We start from the raw sequence: 16238 nt of genomic DNA on the forward strand, positions 1-16238 counted from the left end.
TAGGGTTTATGTGTAGGTGTGGTAAGGGTTTATGGGTAGGGGTAATTGAATATTGCAAAATAGTATTCTAGTTATTGGATATGTGTTAAAAAAAATGATAGTAAATTACTGTTTTACTATTTTTTGTTTAAGCAAGTTCCGAGGTGAATTTTTTTAAAAAAGAATATTTTCAAAGATCTTGGTTATAAGGAGAGAAATTGTAGTACCATTTTTATTGGTTGAATGATTTTTTATGGGCTTTATATGTAGTTAACAATTTAATAATGTTTAATGTTTTTTTAAAATAGATAAACAATATGTATATTTGCATACATTAAACATTTACACATGAAGAAGTTTTTAGTATTTATTGCAATTTTTCAATTAGTTATTATTCAGGCTCAAGACTTAGGTGTTATAAAGGGTAAAGTAATAGATTCTAAAACGAGAGAGTTAATTCCTTTTGTAAATGTTGTAATAGCTGGAACTCAAAAAGGAGGAACAACAAACGAATCTGGAGAGTTTATTATAAAAGAATCACCGTTGGGGTATCAACAAGTTCAGGTTTCATTTGTTGGTTACAAAACAGTAGTTTCTGAAGATTATTTAGTTACCAAAGAGAAAATACCATACATAGTTATTGAATTGATTGAAGACGCTACACAGTTGGCTGAGGTAGAAGTTAAAACTAAGTTATTTAAAAAAACATTAGAAAGTCCACTATCATTACAATCATTAGGGGTAGCAGAAATTGAAAAAAATCCTGGAGGAAATAGAGATGTGTTACGAGTAATACAATCTTTTCCAGGTGTAGCTTCTAATCCAGGATTTAGAAATGATATAATAATTAGAGGTGGAGCAACTTCTGAAAACAAATTTTATGTTGATGGAATAGAAGTTCCCGTTATAAATCACTTTCAAACTCAAGGAGCAACTGGTGGTCCAGTTGGTATAATGAATACTGATTTAATAAGGAAGGTAGATTTTTATTCAAGTGCATTTCCTGCTAACAGAGGGAATACGTTAAGTTCTATTATTGAATTTACACAAAAAACAGGAAGTCCAAATGAGTTAAATGCAAGAGCAAGTTTAGGTACTTCAGATGCAGGAATTACGTTAGACGGCCCTTTAGGAGAAAATACAACGTTTATAGTTTCATTGCGTCAATCATATTTACAGTTTTTATTCAAATTGATTAAACTTCCGTTTTTACCAACCTATAATGACTTTCAATTTAATATAAAAACTAAGCTAAATGATAATAGTGAGTTAGCTATAATAGGTTTAGGAGCAATTGATGATTTTAAAATAAACACAGAGGTAAACGATGGTGTTACAGATGTTGAAACGTTAAAAAGAAATAAAGTTATTTTAAATACTGTTCCAGTAAATAGTCAATGGAATTATACGGTTGGTGTTAATTATAAAAGATTTGGTGAAAATTCAACACAACAATTTGTATTCAGTAGAAATGAATGGAAAAATAAAGCAGTCAAGTATTTTTTAAATGACGAACAAGAAAGACCAGAAAATCTATTATTAGATTATAATTCTAAAGAAATAGAAAATAAGTTTCGTTTCGAAAATACGGTAAAGAAAGATAACTACTCTTTTAATATAGGAGCGAATTTAGAGTTAGCGAATTATTCGAACAATACATTTCAAAAAATAGTAAACACACAAAATGTTGCAGAAAAAAAATTCTCATCAAGTGTTGATTTCTTCAAATATGGAATTTTTGGCCAGTTTTCTAAATCTTTTTTTAATAATAAACTTGGAATTTCTCTTGGTTTTAGATTTGATGGTATAGATTATAATTCTGAAATGAAAAATTTACTGAATCAATTTTCACCAAGAATAGCTGCAACGTATAACTTTAATGAAAAATGGTCATGGAACTCTTCTTTAGGTATTTATAATCAATTACCATCCTACACGGTACTAGGTTTTAGGAATCAAGCGAATGAATTAGTAAATAAGAGAGGGTTAAAATATATTGAATCTCAACATGCAGTAACTGGTATTGAGTTTAGGCCAAATACAACTTCAAAATTAACCTTTGAAGGTTTTTATAAGAGGTACTCAGATTACCCTTTCTCGGTTAGAGACCAAATAAGTTTAGCCAATCTTGGAGCAGATTTTGGAGTAGTTGGTAACGAAGAAGTAGTTTCTAACTCTAAAGGTAGAGCTTACGGATTTGAAATTTTAGCTCAAAAAAAATCATATAAAGGACTATATGGTATCGCTGCTTATACTTTTGTAAGGAGTGAGTTTAAAAATAATTTAGGAAGATATATTCCGTCAACTTGGGATAATAAACATTTATTAACGATTACTGCAGGAAAGAAGTTGGCTAAGAATTGGGAAGTAGGAACCAAGTTTAGGTTAGTTGGGGGAAGACCATATACTCCTTATGATTATAATACATCAGCTGTTAAAGCGAATTATGATGTTAGTAATGGAGGTATTTTAGATTTTTCACGTTTAAATGAAGAGCGTTATGCTACTTATACACAGTTAGATATTCGTGTTGATAAGACTTGGTATTTAAAAAGATATTCTATCAATTTATACATGGATGTACAAAATGTATATGCTAGTTCTTCAGACAGACAACCTTTTTTGCTACCTCAGGAAGATGGAAATGGTCAGCGATTAACAGATCCAAGTGATTCTTCAAGATACTTATTAGAAGAAGTAGAAAGTTCATCAGGAAGAGCTATTCCAAGAATAGGTGTTATTGTAGATTTTTAATTTTTAAATATATTATTGTTTTAATTATTATAGTTCTTTTTAGAAAAACATTAAATTGCCAAACAAACCAACTAAAAAGAATTTTTTAAAATGAAAAAATTATTAATTGGAGCTTCTTTTTGCTTGCTAGCTATTAGCTCTATTACAGCTCAAAAGTATCAATTCACAACAGTGAAAGATATTGAAAATACAGAAGTAAAAAGTCAAGGTAGAACTGGAACTTGTTGGAGTTTTTCTACTACTTCATTTTTAGAATCAGAAATTATAAGATTAACAGGTAAGCAAATCGATTTATCTGAAATGTATACTGTTCGTAATACCTATTCAGCAAAAGCAGTTAATTATCTATATCGTCAGGGTAAGGCTCAATTTAGTGAGGGAGGTTTAGCTCATGATGTTATTAATTCGGTTGCAGATAAAGGATTAGTGCCTGAACAAACATTTACAGGTTTAAATTTAGGACAAGATAAGCATAACCATGCAGAGTTAATTGCTGTGCTTAAAAGTATGTTAGATGCATATATTAAAAATCCAGCAAGAAAATTAAGTCCTAGGTGGAAGCAAGCTGTTGAAGGAGTTTTAAATGTTTACTTAGGAAAAAATAAGGAAGAATTTTCTTTTGAAGGGAAAAATTATACTCCTAAAACGTTTGCAGAGTATGTAAAAATAGATCCAGCAAATTATGTTACTTTGAGTTCTTTTGAACATGCTAAAAAATATGATAAATTTATATTAAATATTCCAGATAACTTTTCAAATGGAGCGTTTTATAATGTCTCTTTAAATGAATTAGTGTCTGTAACTGAAGAAGCTATCAAAAATGGTTATACGGTTGCTTTAGATTGTGATGTTTCTGAAAAAACATTTTCGTCTAAAGCGGGTGTTGCTGTTGTACCAGCTATAAGTGGAGAGAATAAAAAGGCATTGAAAGAAATAGTTGAGGAAAAAAATATAACAGCTTCATATCGTCAGTCTGAGTTTGAAAATTTTAATACTACAGACGATCACTTAATGCATATTGTAGGTATTGTAAAAGATCAAAAAGGAAATACCTATTTTAAAGTTAAAAACTCTTGGGGAAATAAACAAGGAAATCAAGGGTATGTATATATGTCAATCTCTTATTTTAAATTGAAAACAATTTCAGTTTTATTACATAAAGATGGAATTTCATCTAGTTTGAAAAATAAATTAAATATAAAATAAATTCTTATTTATTTTAATAGTAAACGCACCTTAAAATCTATGGTTTTTAAGGTGCGTTTTGTTTTTAAGTTGCTAATTAATAAGTTTAGATTTAAGATTTTTTATGGTGGATTTCACATAACTTCCAATTTATTAAATGAGCTAAAGCAATTGCAGATGCACCAGTAACCATTAATACTGTTTCTAGTTGTTCATTTGCCCATATTTGACAAATAAAAATAATTGTGAATCCAGTAATAGCTGTAATTAATGGTGTTTTTTTCTTATGAAGCTTAGTAAACCCTTGTGATAAAGATAGTATTGCAATAAATAAGCTAACTAGTACTATTAGGCCTTCTACAATCGGTGATTCCATAAATGCTAAACCACTAAATGGGGCTAAAGTTAATAATATTGGAAGTATTCCACAATGAATAGCACACAGTAATGATATTAAAAATCCGATAAGATCTATTTTCTTTGATATGGTCATTGGTGTTGAATTTGATTGTTAATTAAATGAAAGGCAAATGTAATAAAAAAACATTAACGCAACTTAGTTGCGTTAATGTTTTTTTATTACATTTATGAAGTCATGTGAAGGACATGAGAATTAGAAAGCAAGTAACGATGAATGCTATGGTATATCATTGAATTTTGTATCTTTCGACAGTTAACAAAAATTAAAAATTTATGGAAGAAAAACTGAATAGTGAAGAGTCAGTTGAGCAATCAAAACAAGCGGTTCAGGATGATGCAAAAGGATTGTGGGTGAGTTCGAAGAAATTTATTGTTGAATTATTAGATTTTCGTCATGATACAGATCAAGAAGCTACTATTGAAGCCATAAAAGGAGATATTCCTTTTAAGGGAGCTACAGCTTGGATTTTAATATGTTCCATATTTGTTGCGTCAATTGGATTAAATGCAAATTCAACAGCTGTAGTAATTGGAGCCATGTTAATATCTCCGTTAATGGGACCAATATTAGGAATTGGAATGTCAATTGCTATTAATGATATTGATACTCTTAAAAAATCAATGATAAACTTAGCAACTATGATTGTTCTAAGTTTGTTAACAGCATTTTTGTTTTTTGCTATTTTTCCCTTAAAAGAAGAAACTTCTGAATTGTTAGGAAGAGTAAAACCTGACATACGTGATGTGTTAATAGCATTTTTTGGTGGATTAGCATTAATTATTGCACGTACAAAAAAAGGAACAATAGCTTCAGTAATATTTGGTGTAGCAATTGCTACAGCATTAATGCCACCTTTATGTACAGCTGGTTGGGGATTGGCTACAGGAAAATACCATTTCTTTTTAGGGGCTATGTATCTCTTTACTATCAATACTATTTTTATAGCCTTAGCAACTTTTGTTGTTTTAAAGCTTCTTGGGTTTACAATGATACGTTATGTGAATTCTGTAAAAAGAAAAAGAATAGCTAGATTAGCATCTTTTATAGCAGTTTTAGTAATGATACCTGCGGTTTTTACATTCATTAATGTATACCAAGACAGTATTATAAATGCAAATTATAAAAAGTTTTTAAAAGAGAAAATTGATGATAATAAGGATTTATGGTTGCAGCGTGAAGATATAGATAGAGACGCAAAAACTATCAGTTTATTTTTTAATGGTGATATAACAGATGCAACGGAAACTTTTTTAAGAAATGAATTAAAAACATATCCCAAAATTGATTCATACTTGCTTTTAATAAATGAAAACAAAGCTCGAAGTGTTGATAGAGTAGTGGATGCTTATGATAGAGCTATTGCCGATTTAGATGAAAAGGATAATGTGATAAAAGGATTACATAAAGAAATAGACGATCTTAAGTCAACAATTTCTAATTTAAATCAAAGAATAGAGCAAGATGCGACTAATAGGGATAAAAATACAGTTCCATTTAGTTCTATTATAAAAGAAGCTAAGATTAGGTATAATGGAATTACAGGAATGAGTTTTTCAAAGAAACTTGTGTCAAAAGATTTTATTAAGATAGATACAATTCCTGAAATATCAATTTCATGGAATAAAAAATTAGCAGATTCAATAGTTACTAAAAAAGAAAAAGAACTTAAAGGATGGTTACAAAAAGAGTTATCAATTAAGAATCTTATAATTAAAAAATAGAAAAAATAAACTTTATAATGAAAGGGAAGAAATGAATGTTTCTTCCCTTTTTTATTAATTAAAAAATATTTACTACAAATTTTGTAGTACACTACAGAATTTGTAGTTTTGAAAAATATGAAAACACCGAAACCAGGAAAATCAGTAAGAGGCTCAAAGTCAGGAAAACCAATTATGGCACTTTTTGATTTATTAGGAAGGAATTGGACAATGGGTATTATTTGGCATTTAAATGATTCGTCAAAATCATTTAGTGATTTAGAGAAGTTATGTACCGATATTTCTCCTACAACTTTAAATACAAGGTTGAAAGAGTTGCAAAGCACATTTATTATAGAAAAAACAGTAGGAGGTTACAAATTAACTACTATTGGGGAAGAGTTGTTTGTTTTGTTTGAGCCTCTAAGAGAGTGGTCAAATCAATGGTCAAAAAAATTTAAATAACAAAAGAACATGTTTATAATTAATTTCAATTTTATAAAACCTTTAGAAGAGGTTAACAAATATACTGAATTGCACAGGGCTTATGTGGCTAAGCAGTATGAAAAAGAAAAGTTTATAATTGGAGGGCCAAAAACTCCACGTAATGGAGGGGTTGTAGTATCAAATGAGTGCTCAAAAGAAGAGCTTATAATGATTTTAGAAAATGATCCATTAATATTAGAAAGAGTAGCCGAATACGATTTAATTGAGTTTTCACCATTAATGAGTAGCCAGAATTTAAATTCATTTATAAAGTAAAAAACCGAGCTAAATGCTCGGTTTTCATTTTTGATTACTTTGTTAGAGTATTCGTAGTAAGCTAGAGTTTATTTTTGGTTAATAACTCTAAATGTTGTTCTTCGGTTTGAAGCATGTTCTCTTTCTGTACAAGAAACACCATCAGAACATCTATTGGTTAATCTATTTTCGCCATAACCATTTGCTGTTAATTGACTAGGGTTAGTTCCTTTAGCTATAAGGTAATTAACTACTGCTTGTGCTCTTCTTTCAGATAATGATTGATTACTCTTTTTTGTACCTCTAGAATCTGTGTGTGATTCAATAGCTACAGCAACACCATCTTTTAAAATAGGTAGTAATCTTGCATCAATAATACGTTTAGCTCCTGAAGTTAAAGTAGCACTACCTAAGTTCCAGTTTATTGGTAAAGGAGTGTTTTCAACTAATTTACATTCTACTTCTTTCCATGATGTTAATCCACCTTTTGAAACTAAAACTTCTTTAGTGATAGTTTTGTATTTAGCAGCTACTTGTACTTCTTCTTCCCAAGCATCTTTAACTAAAACAGTTTTCTTAATTGTTTTATAAATTGCATCACCTTTAATTAATCTTGTAGATGGGGCAGAAGTCATTACAGTTTTTCTCATTGTAGTTGTTACTTCTGGTATTTCAATTGTATTTGTTGTAGTAACAGCTGGTATACTTCTTTTTACAGTAGTTGTAACTTCAGGTATTTTAATTGTTCTTGTGGTTGGAGGAGTAGTCATTACTCTCTTTTTAATTATTTTAGTAACCGCAGGAATTTCAATTGTTGTTGTGCTAGGAGGAGTAGTCATTACTCTTTTCTTAATAATTTTTGTTTTAGCTGGTATTTCAATTACTCTTGTTGTTTCTGGAGTAATAACAGTTCTTTTAATAATTTGAGTAACCTCAGGAATTTCAATTGTTCTCGTAGAAGGTGGAGTTACCATTACTCTTTTTTTGATGATTTTTGTAACTGCTGGAATTTCAATAGTTCTTGTAGAAGGTGGAGTTGCCATTACTCTTTTCTTTACTATTTTAGTAACTGCAGGAATATCAATAGTTCTAGTACTAGGCGGTGTAGTAACTACTCTTTTAGAATAAGTTGCTACTCCACATCCATTAGGTCCTGCATTATTATCGTTACAAGTAGGTGTTTTAACGGTAGATGCATCTTTTTCTAATACAGTTTTGCTTATTGTTTGATATTGAGCAGGTACTTCTTTATAACACCAGTAACGACAATCATTAGGGTCTGAAGATTCACAATCTGGAGCTTTTTCACTCATTTGCCATCTGGCAGATTTTGCTCTTAGCTCTATAACTTCACTATCTTGATTAAAGGCAGCAGGAATAACTCTTAATTTAGATCCGTATTCTCTTCTCTGATATTTTAGAATTTCTGATCCGTAAACAGCAGGAATAACTTCTAAACGTTTAGAAGCTTCTTTTATAGTAACTACTACGTCTCTCATTTCGTATTTAGCAGGAACGATTTCTACTCGTTTTCCGGCTTCTTTTACAGTAACAACAACGTCACGCATTTCATATTTAGCAGGAACAACTTCTAAGCGTTTTGATGCTTCTTTTACAACAATGGTTTCTTCTACTATATTAGTTTTTGCGGGTATTTTTACTAAGCGTTGACTAGCCTCTTCAATGGTAACAACTACATCACGCATTTCATATTTAGCAGGAATAATTTTTAATCGCTTGCTAGCTTCTTTAACTGTAACAACTACGTCACGCATTTCATATTTAGCAGGAATTACTTCTAAACGACTAGAAGCTTCTTTGGTAACTACGGTTTCTGAAGCAACAGAAGGTCTAGATAAAGATTTTTCTATACGTTTACTAGCTTCTTTCGTAACAACTGAAAAGTTTTTAGTTTCGTATTTAGCAGGAACAATTGTTAATTTTTGACTTCCAACATTAACTAAAACTCTTTCAGTTATAGTTTTGTATTCTGCAGGGTGCGTAATAATTCTTTTATATGCAGGTGCTATTTCAATAGTAACATCTTCATTTTTCCATACTTCTGGAGTTTTACATCGAACATAGCATTTCCCCGGTTCGGCGTTGGTTGGTAAATCTTGCGAAAAAGCAGATAACCCAAAAGCAAATAAAGCTCCAGATAACAATAATTTTTTCATAATTAATAAAAATTTGTTAATGATTATTTAGTTTCATTTAATATGACACGCCAAGGGGTTAGAGGTCACATAATTACAAATATAACAAATTCTATCAAATGTTAAATAAATGTTAAAAAACTTTACAATTTATTGAAGTATAAGCTTTTAATTATCCCGTCTGAAAGCCCTATTTTAGGAACAAATATTTTTCTAGCTCCACTCCATTTCATTGCAGAAAGGTAGATTTTTGTAGCAGGAACAATTACATCAGCTCTATCTGGATTAAGACCTAATTCAGAAATTCGTTCTTTATAGGTCATTTTTTTTAAAAACTGATATTGAGCATTAAGATAAATATAAGAAATCGGTTTTCCTTGCTCTCTTCCAGACATTTTGAATATTTTATTAATATTACCTCCAGAACCTATTAAAGTAATTCTTTTGTAGTTTTTTGTGTTTTCTTCGATCCAGTATTGAACCTTTTTAAAGATAATTTTATTGTCAGATTTTTTATTGTTTATTAATCTAACTGTACCTATTTTAAAAGATTTAGAGTTAACTATTTTACCTCTTGAGAATAAGGTAAATTCAGTACTACCTCCACCTACATCAACATATAAATAAGTACTGTCTGATTCAATTAATTGATTTAAGTCAGTAGAAGATATTATAGCCGCTTCTTTTTTACCATCAATGATGTCAATTTCAACATCAGTTTCTTTTAAAACCATTTTAGCAACATCTTTACCATTTGTTGCTTCTCGCATGGCAGAAGTAGCACAAGCTTTATATTTTTCAACACCATGAACTTTCATAATAAGCTTAAAAGCTTTCATGGCATCTACAATTCTATTAGTATTTTCGGTTGAAATGGTTCCAGATACAAAAGCATCAGCTCCTAAACGTATTGGAACACGAACCAAAGATGATTTTTTAAATTGAGGATCTTTATCATTCTCTTCAATTACATTGGCAACTAGTAGTCTTACGGCATTTGAGCCTATATCAATAGCTCCGTATTTTGTTATTTTCAAAATCAGTAAGTTTTATCTATGATTTTTAGGAAACTCTGCTAATATAGTATTCCCTTTTTTTATGTTTTTCCAGTGCTTTTCATTGAATTCAATTCCTATAACACCGCAAGTAGCTACATGTGCAATAGGTTTACTTCCGAATTTATTTACAAAAGTATTTATACCATGATCATGACTAAATATAATGGCGCTATTAAAACTATCATCTAAAGCTTTCACAGTTTTTACTAAATAACCATCACTAAAACTATAAAGCTGACGTTTTATTTGCAAGTTAGATAATGGATAACTAAAGTTTTCACAAAAAATAACAGCTGTGTGTAACGCCCTGTTAGCACTACTTGAAACAAAAACATCTGGCTTTTGTATTTCTTTGGCTAAATATTTCGATAGCAAATGTGCATCATTAATACCACGTTCTTTTAGTGGTCTGTCAATATCTTTAACGCTATCATACTTCCATGAAGATTTAGCGTGACGAACGATGTAAATTGTCTTCATTTAATTTTTTAAACAATATGTAAATATAAAACTATGGAGCTAAACGTTCAAGTTTCCAAGAAAAATCTTTTTGTAAAGAATATCTAATTCTGTCATGCATCCTGTTAGGACGACCTTGCCAAAATTCAATAGAAATAGGTTTAACAATAAAACCACCCCAATGTTTTGGCCTTGGAATTTCTTGATTTTTAAATTTTGCTTCATAAGAAGTTAAGTTATTGTCTAACTCTTTCCTAGAAGTAACTACTTCACTTTGGTTTGATGCCCAAGCACCTAATTTACTACCATCTGGCCTAGATTCAAAATAGCCATCAGATAAATTAGAAGCTAACTTATTAGCAGTACCTTTTATTATTATCTGCTGTTCTAAACCTGACCAAAAAAAAGACAAGCAAACATGATTGTTATTTATAATAGCTTTCCCTTTTTCAGAATTATAATTAGTATAAAAGATAAAGCCTTCCCAAGTATATTTTTTTAACAAAACAATTCTACTTTTTGGAAAACCATCTTGCCCTATAGATGAAATAGTCATAGCGTTTGCTTCATCAACCATTTCAGAATTATCAGCTGATAAAAACCAATTTCTAAAAAGTTCAATTGGGTTTTCAGGACAATTTATTTCAAGGAGTTCTTGTTTTTCGTAAGACTTTCTATGATTACTTAAATCGTGTGCCATTGTTAGCTTTAATTGTTGGAGTAAAGGTACAATTTTTAGCAAGATTTGTAAACTTGATAGCAAGAAATGTTAAATGAATAATGAAGGGTCAAGTCTATTTTTGCAGAGTTACAATTCATCATAAAAAAAATACAGTTGAGTAGCTCTTTTTAGAAAAGGATATAAATCAATTGCATTTTTGAACCGTGAAAATCAATTAATAATAGCAATATATAAAATGAAACAAGTTTTAATAATTATAGTTTTTGTGTTAGTACATTTATCAATGAATGCACAAACAGTTATTTCAGGTAAAGTAACTGACACAAAAGGTGAACCTATTTTAGGAGCGAATATATATTTAGAAGGAACCTATGATGGTACTTCGTCAGATGAAAATGGAGAGTTTAAATTTAGAACTTCAGAAAAAGGCGTAAAGAAATTATTAGTATCATTTATCTCTTTTGAATCTTTTTCAAAAATAGGAGATGTATCTTCATTTAAAAATTTGCATATAAAATTAAAAGATGATGTTAATACATTAGATGCTGTATCCATCAATGCAGGTACTTTTGAAGCAGGTGATAATGCAAAAGTAACAGCATTAAAGCCATTAGATGTAGTTACTACTGCTAGTGCTTTGGGTGATTTTGTAGGTGCTATTCAAACATTACCTGGTACTTCAACAGTAGATGAAGATGGACGTTTGTTTGTTAGAGGTGGAGATGCTGGGGAAACACAAATTTTTGTTGATGGTATTCGAGTGTTTACACCTTATGCGCCATCAGCAAGAAATATACCTACTAGGGGAAGATTTTCTCCATTTTTGTTTAAAGGATTTTCTTTTTCAACTGGTGGATATTCTGCTGAGTATGGACAAGCTTTATCTAGTGTTTTGACAATGAGTACTATTGATGAGCCTACTCAAGAAAAAACAGATATATCTATTATGACAGTTGGAGGAGGTATAGGAAACACTCAAATATGGGGTAAGAATTCATTAAGTATAAACACATCTTATATAAACTTAGCACCGTATCAAAAATTATTTCCAGACAGAAATACATGGAATAAACCTCTACAAGCTGCAAGTGGAGAAATGGTGTATCGTTATAAACCTAATGAAGATGGAATGTTGAAGTTATATGGAGCTTTTAGTTACACTGATTTCGATATGATTCAGGAAGATATTAATTATGTTGATGGATTTCATTTTGGACTTAGAAATAGAAATTTATATTTTAATGGTTCTTATAAAGAAAGGTTAGATAATAATTGGAAAATTTCTGGAGGATTCAGTTTTACTAATGATTTTTCAAATTTAGGAATACTAGATGATGTTGTAAAAGATGAGGAAAACTCTATTCATGCTAAAATAAAACTACAAAAAAAAGTATCAAATAGATTTAAATTAAATTTCGGAGCTGAATATTTATTTACACACTTTAATGAAAATTATATAGGAAATAACACAGGGAATTATAAGTATAAATTTAAAAATGATATAGCTAGTGTTTTTGCAGAAACTGATATTTTCTTTTCAAAAAAATTAGCCTCGAAAATTGGTGTTCGTTTTGAGAATTCTGAGTTTTTAAATCAATTTACTGTTTCACCTAGAGTTTCATTAGCATACAAAACAGGTAAGGATGCTCAAGTTTCACTTGCCTATGGACAATTTTATCAAAATCCTAATAATGATTATTTAAAGTTTTCTGATAATTTAAAAGCTCAAGAAGCTTCGCACCTTATTGCAAATTATCAATATGTTAAGGATAAGAAAATATTTAGAATTGAAGGTTATTATAAAGAGTATGATAATTTAGTGAAATATGATACACAAATAGCATTACCAATGTCTAAATTTAATAATAAAGGAAGTGGATACGCTAAAGGAATAGATGTGTTTTGGAGAGATGGGAAAACCATAAAAAATACAGAGTATTGGGTGTCATACTCATATTTAGATACGGAAAGAGATTATAAAAACTATCCTACAAAGGCTACTCCGGGTTTTGCTTCTTCACATAACATGTCTATTGTAGCTAAGCATTTTGTAAAAGATTGGAAAAGTCAATTAGGCTTGAGTTACAATTTTGCTTCTGGAAGAAACTACACTAACCCAAATAAAAGTGGCTTTTTAAATGATAAAACAATTAACTATAATTCAGTAAGTTTTAATTGGGCATATTTAATTAGCCAGCAAAAAATAGTATACTTTTCTGTAAATAACGTTTTAGGTACTCAAAACATATTTGGCTATAATTATAAAAATACGCCTAATGTAAATGGAGTTTTTGATAGGCAGGCTATTATTCCTTCGGTAGATAGGTTTTTCTTTGTCGGTTTTTTCTGGACAATAAGTGACAATAAGAAAGATAACCAGTTAAATAATCTATAATCTTACAATTCAGTCATATAATATAACAACTCAGTTTGTTTTTTAATGATATGAATAAGTTACTATAGATATTTGAATAGAAATTAAGAACTAAAACTAATTAATCATGCAAAAAATAGTAATAATCATAGTAGTTTTCTTAAGCGGAATGCTAACCTCATTAGCACAAGAGAAATATACCATAACAGTTGAGTTTACGGGAATGAAATCTAATAAAGGAAGTTTGTTTGTTGCTTTGTATAATGAAGAAACTAATTTTTTAAAAAGACCTTACAAAAGAAAAATAGGGGAAATTAAAAACAAAAAAGCGAAAGTTGTTTTTGAAGGGGTTTTACCAGGAGTTTATGCAATTTCATCATTTCATGATGAGAATGATAATAAAAAAATGGATGCCAGAATATTTGGAATTCCAAAAGAACCAACAGGAACTTCAAATAACGCAAAAGGTTTTATGGGGCCACCTAAATATAAGGATGCAAAATTCGAAGTTAAAGAAAATAGTATTATTCAAATTAAAATTAATTAAAACCACAGATATAAAAATGAAAAAAGTTATAGCAATAGTAGCAGTTTTATTTTCAATGAATATGATAGCTCAAAGTCAGTATGAAAAAGGAATGGGAAAAGCTTTTGAGTTATGGGAAGCTAAAAAAAATACTGAAGCATCTCAATTATTTGAACGAATTTCAAAAGTAGAAAAAGAAAATTGGTTACCTCCTTTTTATGTTGCTACTATAGAAATATTAGGGAGTTTTGGGTTAAAGGACGAAGCAAAATTAGAAGCAAAATTAAAAAAAGCACAAGAGTTTTTAGATGAAGCAAAATCTTTATCAGAAAAGAATCCAGAAATTATGATAACACAAGCTTTATTAAATACAGCTTATATAGCTTTTGATGGACAAAAATATGGGATGACATTATCAATGAAGAATACAAATTTATATGCTGAGGCAGAAAAATTAGCGCCTAATAATCCTAGAGTAATTTTAGGAAAAGCTGAATGGAATATGGGAAGTGCACAGTTTTTTGGAACATCGATTGAGCCATATTGTAAAGACGTAGAAAAATCACTTACACTATTTAAAACGGATAATCCAGAAAAATTTCATCCACGATGGGGAGAAAAAAGAGCCAAACAAGTAATGAAAAAGTGTAAAGTAAAATAAAAAAAAGAGGCGAGATAGCCTCTTTTTTATTTTATAACATTTTAGTTACTATTTCTTTCATCATTTTAGCAGCTAAAAAAGCAGTCATGTTTTTTAAATCTTGTTTTGGGTTGTATTCTACAATATCAGCACCAATGATTTCTGTATCTATGCTTTGAATTAAATTTATAACCTGTCTTGAAGTCAATCCTCCAGGTTCATGATGAGAAACACCAGGAGCGTAAGCAGGGTCAAATCCGTCCATATCTAAAGAAATATATAAGGGATTTTTAAACTCAGGAATAGAAGCTAAGTTTAAATCTTTCATTTGATGAATTTCTACGTTATATTTTTCTGCTTGTTCAGCTTGATGTGGATTTAAGGTTCTAATTCCAACCTGTACCAGTCTGTTAACAAGTCCGTGTTCCATAATTCTAGCAAAAGGCGAAGCATGAGAATATAAATCACCTTCATAATTATCGTATAAGTCACAGTGGGCATCTATATGTAGTATATCAAATTTAGAATACTTTTTACTATGCGCTTTGATAATAGGAAAAGTTATAGAGTGATCTCCTCCTAGGGTAAAAATTTTAGCACCAGTATCTATATGCTTTTTTGTTATTTTTTCAATGTCAAAATATTCTTTAATTTCAAAATCTCCCGCATCACTTATAGCTGGGTTTTCAATTGAAATTAAGTTTTCAGAATACATATTAGCGGAGCCACAGTTTAAAGCGTCTCTTATTAAAGAAGGAGCAAGACTTGGCCCTCTTAAGTAGGAGGATTTTTCATCGTACTTAATTCCTTGAATAGTTATTTTACTCATTGTTAGTTAGATGTTAGGGGTGATTTATACTTGAAACACCAATTTAGTAAAATTTTCGATGAAAACAGGAAAGTTTTTCTGTCTTTATAAATGTGAAGATTTTAATCATAATATCGTATGATTTGACCTCTATTTTTTCCCTCTATACTTTTAATATAAGAATTGATTACTTTGTCAGTTGGAATTGGATTATGGCCAGGGAAATAGTCTTTATATTTCTCATAAGCATCTTGAACAACACCAAGTGATACAACATTTATACGTATTTCATTTTCTATTTCTAAATCTACAGCTTTTACAAAACTATGTATAGCTCCATTAACCATAGCAGCACTTGTTGTTTTTTCAACAGGATAATCAGCTAAAATACCTGTAGATAGAGTAATAGAACCTTTAGGGTTGAGGTATTTACTACCTATTCTAACTACATTAACTTGTCCCATTAATTTGCTTTTTAAACCAATGTAGTAATCTTCTTCAGTCAGGTTTTTAAAAGCATCCCATTTTGCTTCACCAGCAATACAAACAATAGCATCTAATTTACCAATTTGAGAGAAGCAATTTTCAATCGATTCACTTTTTGAAATGTCAATTTTAACGTCACCACTTAATCTACCTCCAATTATAACTTCGTGTTTGGTCATTAAATAATTAGATACTTTTTTGCCTATAGTTCCATTACCACCAATAACTAATATTTTCATTTATTTTAAACTTAATTTTCTTAAAAATAC

At 29.8% G+C, this 16238-nt stretch carries 15 protein-coding genes; 8 read left to right on the forward strand and 7 right to left on the reverse strand.

Translation table 11 applies throughout. The features are described 5' to 3' along the window. Nucleotides 1–327 precede the first annotated feature (327 nt). Both ACKTTQ_RS01710 and ACKTTQ_RS01715 read left to right on the forward strand, forming a co-directional pair. On the forward strand, nucleotides 328–2733 hold the full coding sequence (locus tag ACKTTQ_RS01710; protein ID WP_408048241.1) for a TonB-dependent receptor: 2406 nt from the start codon (nucleotides 328–330) through the stop codon (nucleotides 2731–2733). 90 nt (nucleotides 2734–2823) lie between these two features. Then, nucleotides 2824–3939, forward strand: coding sequence for a C1 family peptidase (locus ACKTTQ_RS01715; protein WP_299135350.1), 1116 nt, complete (start codon nucleotides 2824–2826; stop codon nucleotides 3937–3939). Nucleotides 3940–4030: 91 nt separating this feature from the next. Here the strand turns inward: ACKTTQ_RS01715 and ACKTTQ_RS01720 are convergent, their stop codons facing one another. Next, nucleotides 4031–4411 carry a MerC domain-containing protein gene (locus ACKTTQ_RS01720; protein ID WP_093868861.1) on the reverse strand — a complete coding sequence of 127 codons (381 nt, stop codon included), beginning with the start codon at nucleotides 4409–4411 and terminating at the stop codon, nucleotides 4031–4033. 200 nt (nucleotides 4412–4611) lie between these two features. Here ACKTTQ_RS01720 and ACKTTQ_RS01725 point away from each other — a divergent pair, with 200 nt between their 5' ends. The 3 genes from ACKTTQ_RS01725 (at nucleotide 4612) to ACKTTQ_RS01735 (ending at nucleotide 6801) form a co-directional block, all read left to right on the forward strand. Further along, nucleotides 4612–6060 (forward strand): DUF389 domain-containing protein, encoded by a 1449-nt coding sequence (locus ACKTTQ_RS01725; protein WP_299135351.1) that lies wholly within the window; start codon nucleotides 4612–4614, stop codon nucleotides 6058–6060. 117 nt (nucleotides 6061–6177) lie between these two features. Beyond that, on the forward strand, nucleotides 6178–6504 hold the full coding sequence (locus ACKTTQ_RS01730; protein ID WP_408048242.1) for a winged helix-turn-helix transcriptional regulator: 327 nt from the start codon (nucleotides 6178–6180) through the stop codon (nucleotides 6502–6504). A 9-nt stretch (nucleotides 6505–6513) separates the two neighbouring features. Continuing rightward, nucleotides 6514–6801, forward strand: coding sequence for a YciI family protein (locus ACKTTQ_RS01735; RefSeq protein ID WP_299135352.1), 288 nt, complete (start codon nucleotides 6514–6516; stop codon nucleotides 6799–6801). A gap of 68 nt (nucleotides 6802–6869) precedes the next feature. Here the strand turns inward: ACKTTQ_RS01735 and ACKTTQ_RS01740 are convergent, their stop codons facing one another. The 4 genes from ACKTTQ_RS01740 to pdxH all read right to left on the reverse strand — a co-directional run bounded on the left by ACKTTQ_RS01740 (nucleotide 6870) and on the right by pdxH (nucleotide 11153). Continuing rightward, a complete protein-coding gene (locus tag ACKTTQ_RS01740) occupies nucleotides 6870–8957 on the reverse strand; it encodes an OmpA family protein (protein WP_408048243.1) in 2088 nt (695 codons plus the stop codon). 122 nt (nucleotides 8958–9079) lie between these two features. Continuing rightward, nucleotides 9080–9976, reverse strand: a complete 897-nt coding sequence (locus ACKTTQ_RS01745) for a Ppx/GppA phosphatase family protein (RefSeq protein WP_093868856.1) — start codon at nucleotides 9974–9976, stop codon at nucleotides 9080–9082. Nucleotides 9977–9985: 9 nt separating this feature from the next. Then, on the reverse strand, nucleotides 9986–10474 hold the full coding sequence (locus ACKTTQ_RS01750; protein WP_093868855.1) for a SixA phosphatase family protein: 489 nt from the start codon (nucleotides 10472–10474) through the stop codon (nucleotides 9986–9988). A 31-nt stretch (nucleotides 10475–10505) separates the two neighbouring features. After that, nucleotides 10506–11153: a pyridoxamine 5'-phosphate oxidase gene (gene pdxH, locus ACKTTQ_RS01755; RefSeq protein ID WP_113786653.1), complete on the reverse strand. Its 648-nt coding sequence runs from the start codon at nucleotides 11151–11153 to the stop codon at nucleotides 10506–10508. A 217-nt stretch (nucleotides 11154–11370) separates the two neighbouring features. On the opposite strand from pdxH, the gene ACKTTQ_RS01760 reads away from it, so the two are divergent. The 3 genes from ACKTTQ_RS01760 to ACKTTQ_RS01770 all read left to right on the forward strand — a co-directional run bounded on the left by ACKTTQ_RS01760 (nucleotide 11371) and on the right by ACKTTQ_RS01770 (nucleotide 14696). Next, nucleotides 11371–13530 (forward strand): TonB-dependent receptor, encoded by a 2160-nt coding sequence (locus ACKTTQ_RS01760; RefSeq protein ID WP_408048244.1) that lies wholly within the window; start codon nucleotides 11371–11373, stop codon nucleotides 13528–13530. A gap of 106 nt (nucleotides 13531–13636) precedes the next feature. Continuing rightward, nucleotides 13637–14056 carry a DUF2141 domain-containing protein gene (locus ACKTTQ_RS01765; RefSeq protein WP_408048245.1) on the forward strand — a complete coding sequence of 140 codons (420 nt, stop codon included), beginning with the start codon at nucleotides 13637–13639 and terminating at the stop codon, nucleotides 14054–14056. A 16-nt stretch (nucleotides 14057–14072) separates the two neighbouring features. Then, nucleotides 14073–14696: a hypothetical protein gene (locus ACKTTQ_RS01770; RefSeq protein WP_093869213.1), complete on the forward strand. Its 624-nt coding sequence runs from the start codon at nucleotides 14073–14075 to the stop codon at nucleotides 14694–14696. Nucleotides 14697–14727: 31 nt separating this feature from the next. On the opposite strand, the gene speB is transcribed toward ACKTTQ_RS01770, so the two are convergent. Both speB and ACKTTQ_RS01780 read right to left on the reverse strand, forming a co-directional pair. Further along, the gene (gene speB, locus ACKTTQ_RS01775) at nucleotides 14728–15504 is read right to left on the reverse strand and encodes an agmatinase (protein WP_408048246.1); all 777 of its coding nucleotides are present in this window, start codon (nucleotides 15502–15504) and stop codon (nucleotides 14728–14730) included. Nucleotides 15505–15605: 101 nt separating this feature from the next. Next, the gene (locus ACKTTQ_RS01780; protein WP_299135357.1) at nucleotides 15606–16208 is read right to left on the reverse strand and encodes a short chain dehydrogenase; all 603 of its coding nucleotides are present in this window, start codon (nucleotides 16206–16208) and stop codon (nucleotides 15606–15608) included. Nucleotides 16209–16238 lie beyond the last annotated feature (30 nt).

The organism is Tenacibaculum halocynthiae, assembly GCF_964512825.1.
GTDB classification, from domain to species: domain Bacteria; phylum Bacteroidota; class Bacteroidia; order Flavobacteriales; family Flavobacteriaceae; genus Polaribacter; species Polaribacter halocynthiae.

What these genes read in the sequence shown, in the direction of transcription:
- ACKTTQ_RS01710 (WP_408048241.1), top strand. Translation starts at nt 328, where the DNA reads ATGAAGAAGTTTTTAGTATTTATTGCAATTTTTCAATTAGTTATTATT.
- ACKTTQ_RS01715 (WP_299135350.1), top strand. Translation starts at nt 2,824, where the DNA reads ATGAAAAAATTATTAATTGGAGCTTCTTTTTGCTTGCTAGCTATTAGC.
- ACKTTQ_RS01720 (WP_093868861.1), bottom strand. Translation starts at nt 4,411, where the DNA reads ATGACCATATCAAAGAAAATAGATCTTATCGGATTTTTAATATCATTA.
- ACKTTQ_RS01725 (WP_299135351.1), top strand. Translation starts at nt 4,612, where the DNA reads ATGGAAGAAAAACTGAATAGTGAAGAGTCAGTTGAGCAATCAAAACAA.
- ACKTTQ_RS01730 (WP_408048242.1), top strand. Translation starts at nt 6,178, where the DNA reads ATGAAAACACCGAAACCAGGAAAATCAGTAAGAGGCTCAAAGTCAGGA.
- ACKTTQ_RS01735 (WP_299135352.1), top strand. Translation starts at nt 6,514, where the DNA reads ATGTTTATAATTAATTTCAATTTTATAAAACCTTTAGAAGAGGTTAAC.
- ACKTTQ_RS01740 (WP_408048243.1), bottom strand. Translation starts at nt 8,957, where the DNA reads ATGAAAAAATTATTGTTATCTGGAGCTTTATTTGCTTTTGGGTTATCT.
- ACKTTQ_RS01750 (WP_093868855.1), bottom strand. Translation starts at nt 10,474, where the DNA reads ATGAAGACAATTTACATCGTTCGTCACGCTAAATCTTCATGGAAGTAT.
- pdxH (WP_113786653.1), bottom strand. Translation starts at nt 11,153, where the DNA reads ATGGCACACGATTTAAGTAATCATAGAAAGTCTTACGAAAAACAAGAA.
- ACKTTQ_RS01760 (WP_408048244.1), top strand. Translation starts at nt 11,371, where the DNA reads ATGAAACAAGTTTTAATAATTATAGTTTTTGTGTTAGTACATTTATCA.
- ACKTTQ_RS01765 (WP_408048245.1), top strand. Translation starts at nt 13,637, where the DNA reads ATGCAAAAAATAGTAATAATCATAGTAGTTTTCTTAAGCGGAATGCTA.
- ACKTTQ_RS01770 (WP_093869213.1), top strand. Translation starts at nt 14,073, where the DNA reads ATGAAAAAAGTTATAGCAATAGTAGCAGTTTTATTTTCAATGAATATG.
- speB (WP_408048246.1), bottom strand. Translation starts at nt 15,504, where the DNA reads ATGAGTAAAATAACTATTCAAGGAATTAAGTACGATGAAAAATCCTCC.
- ACKTTQ_RS01780 (WP_299135357.1), bottom strand. Translation starts at nt 16,208, where the DNA reads ATGAAAATATTAGTTATTGGTGGTAATGGAACTATAGGCAAAAAAGTA.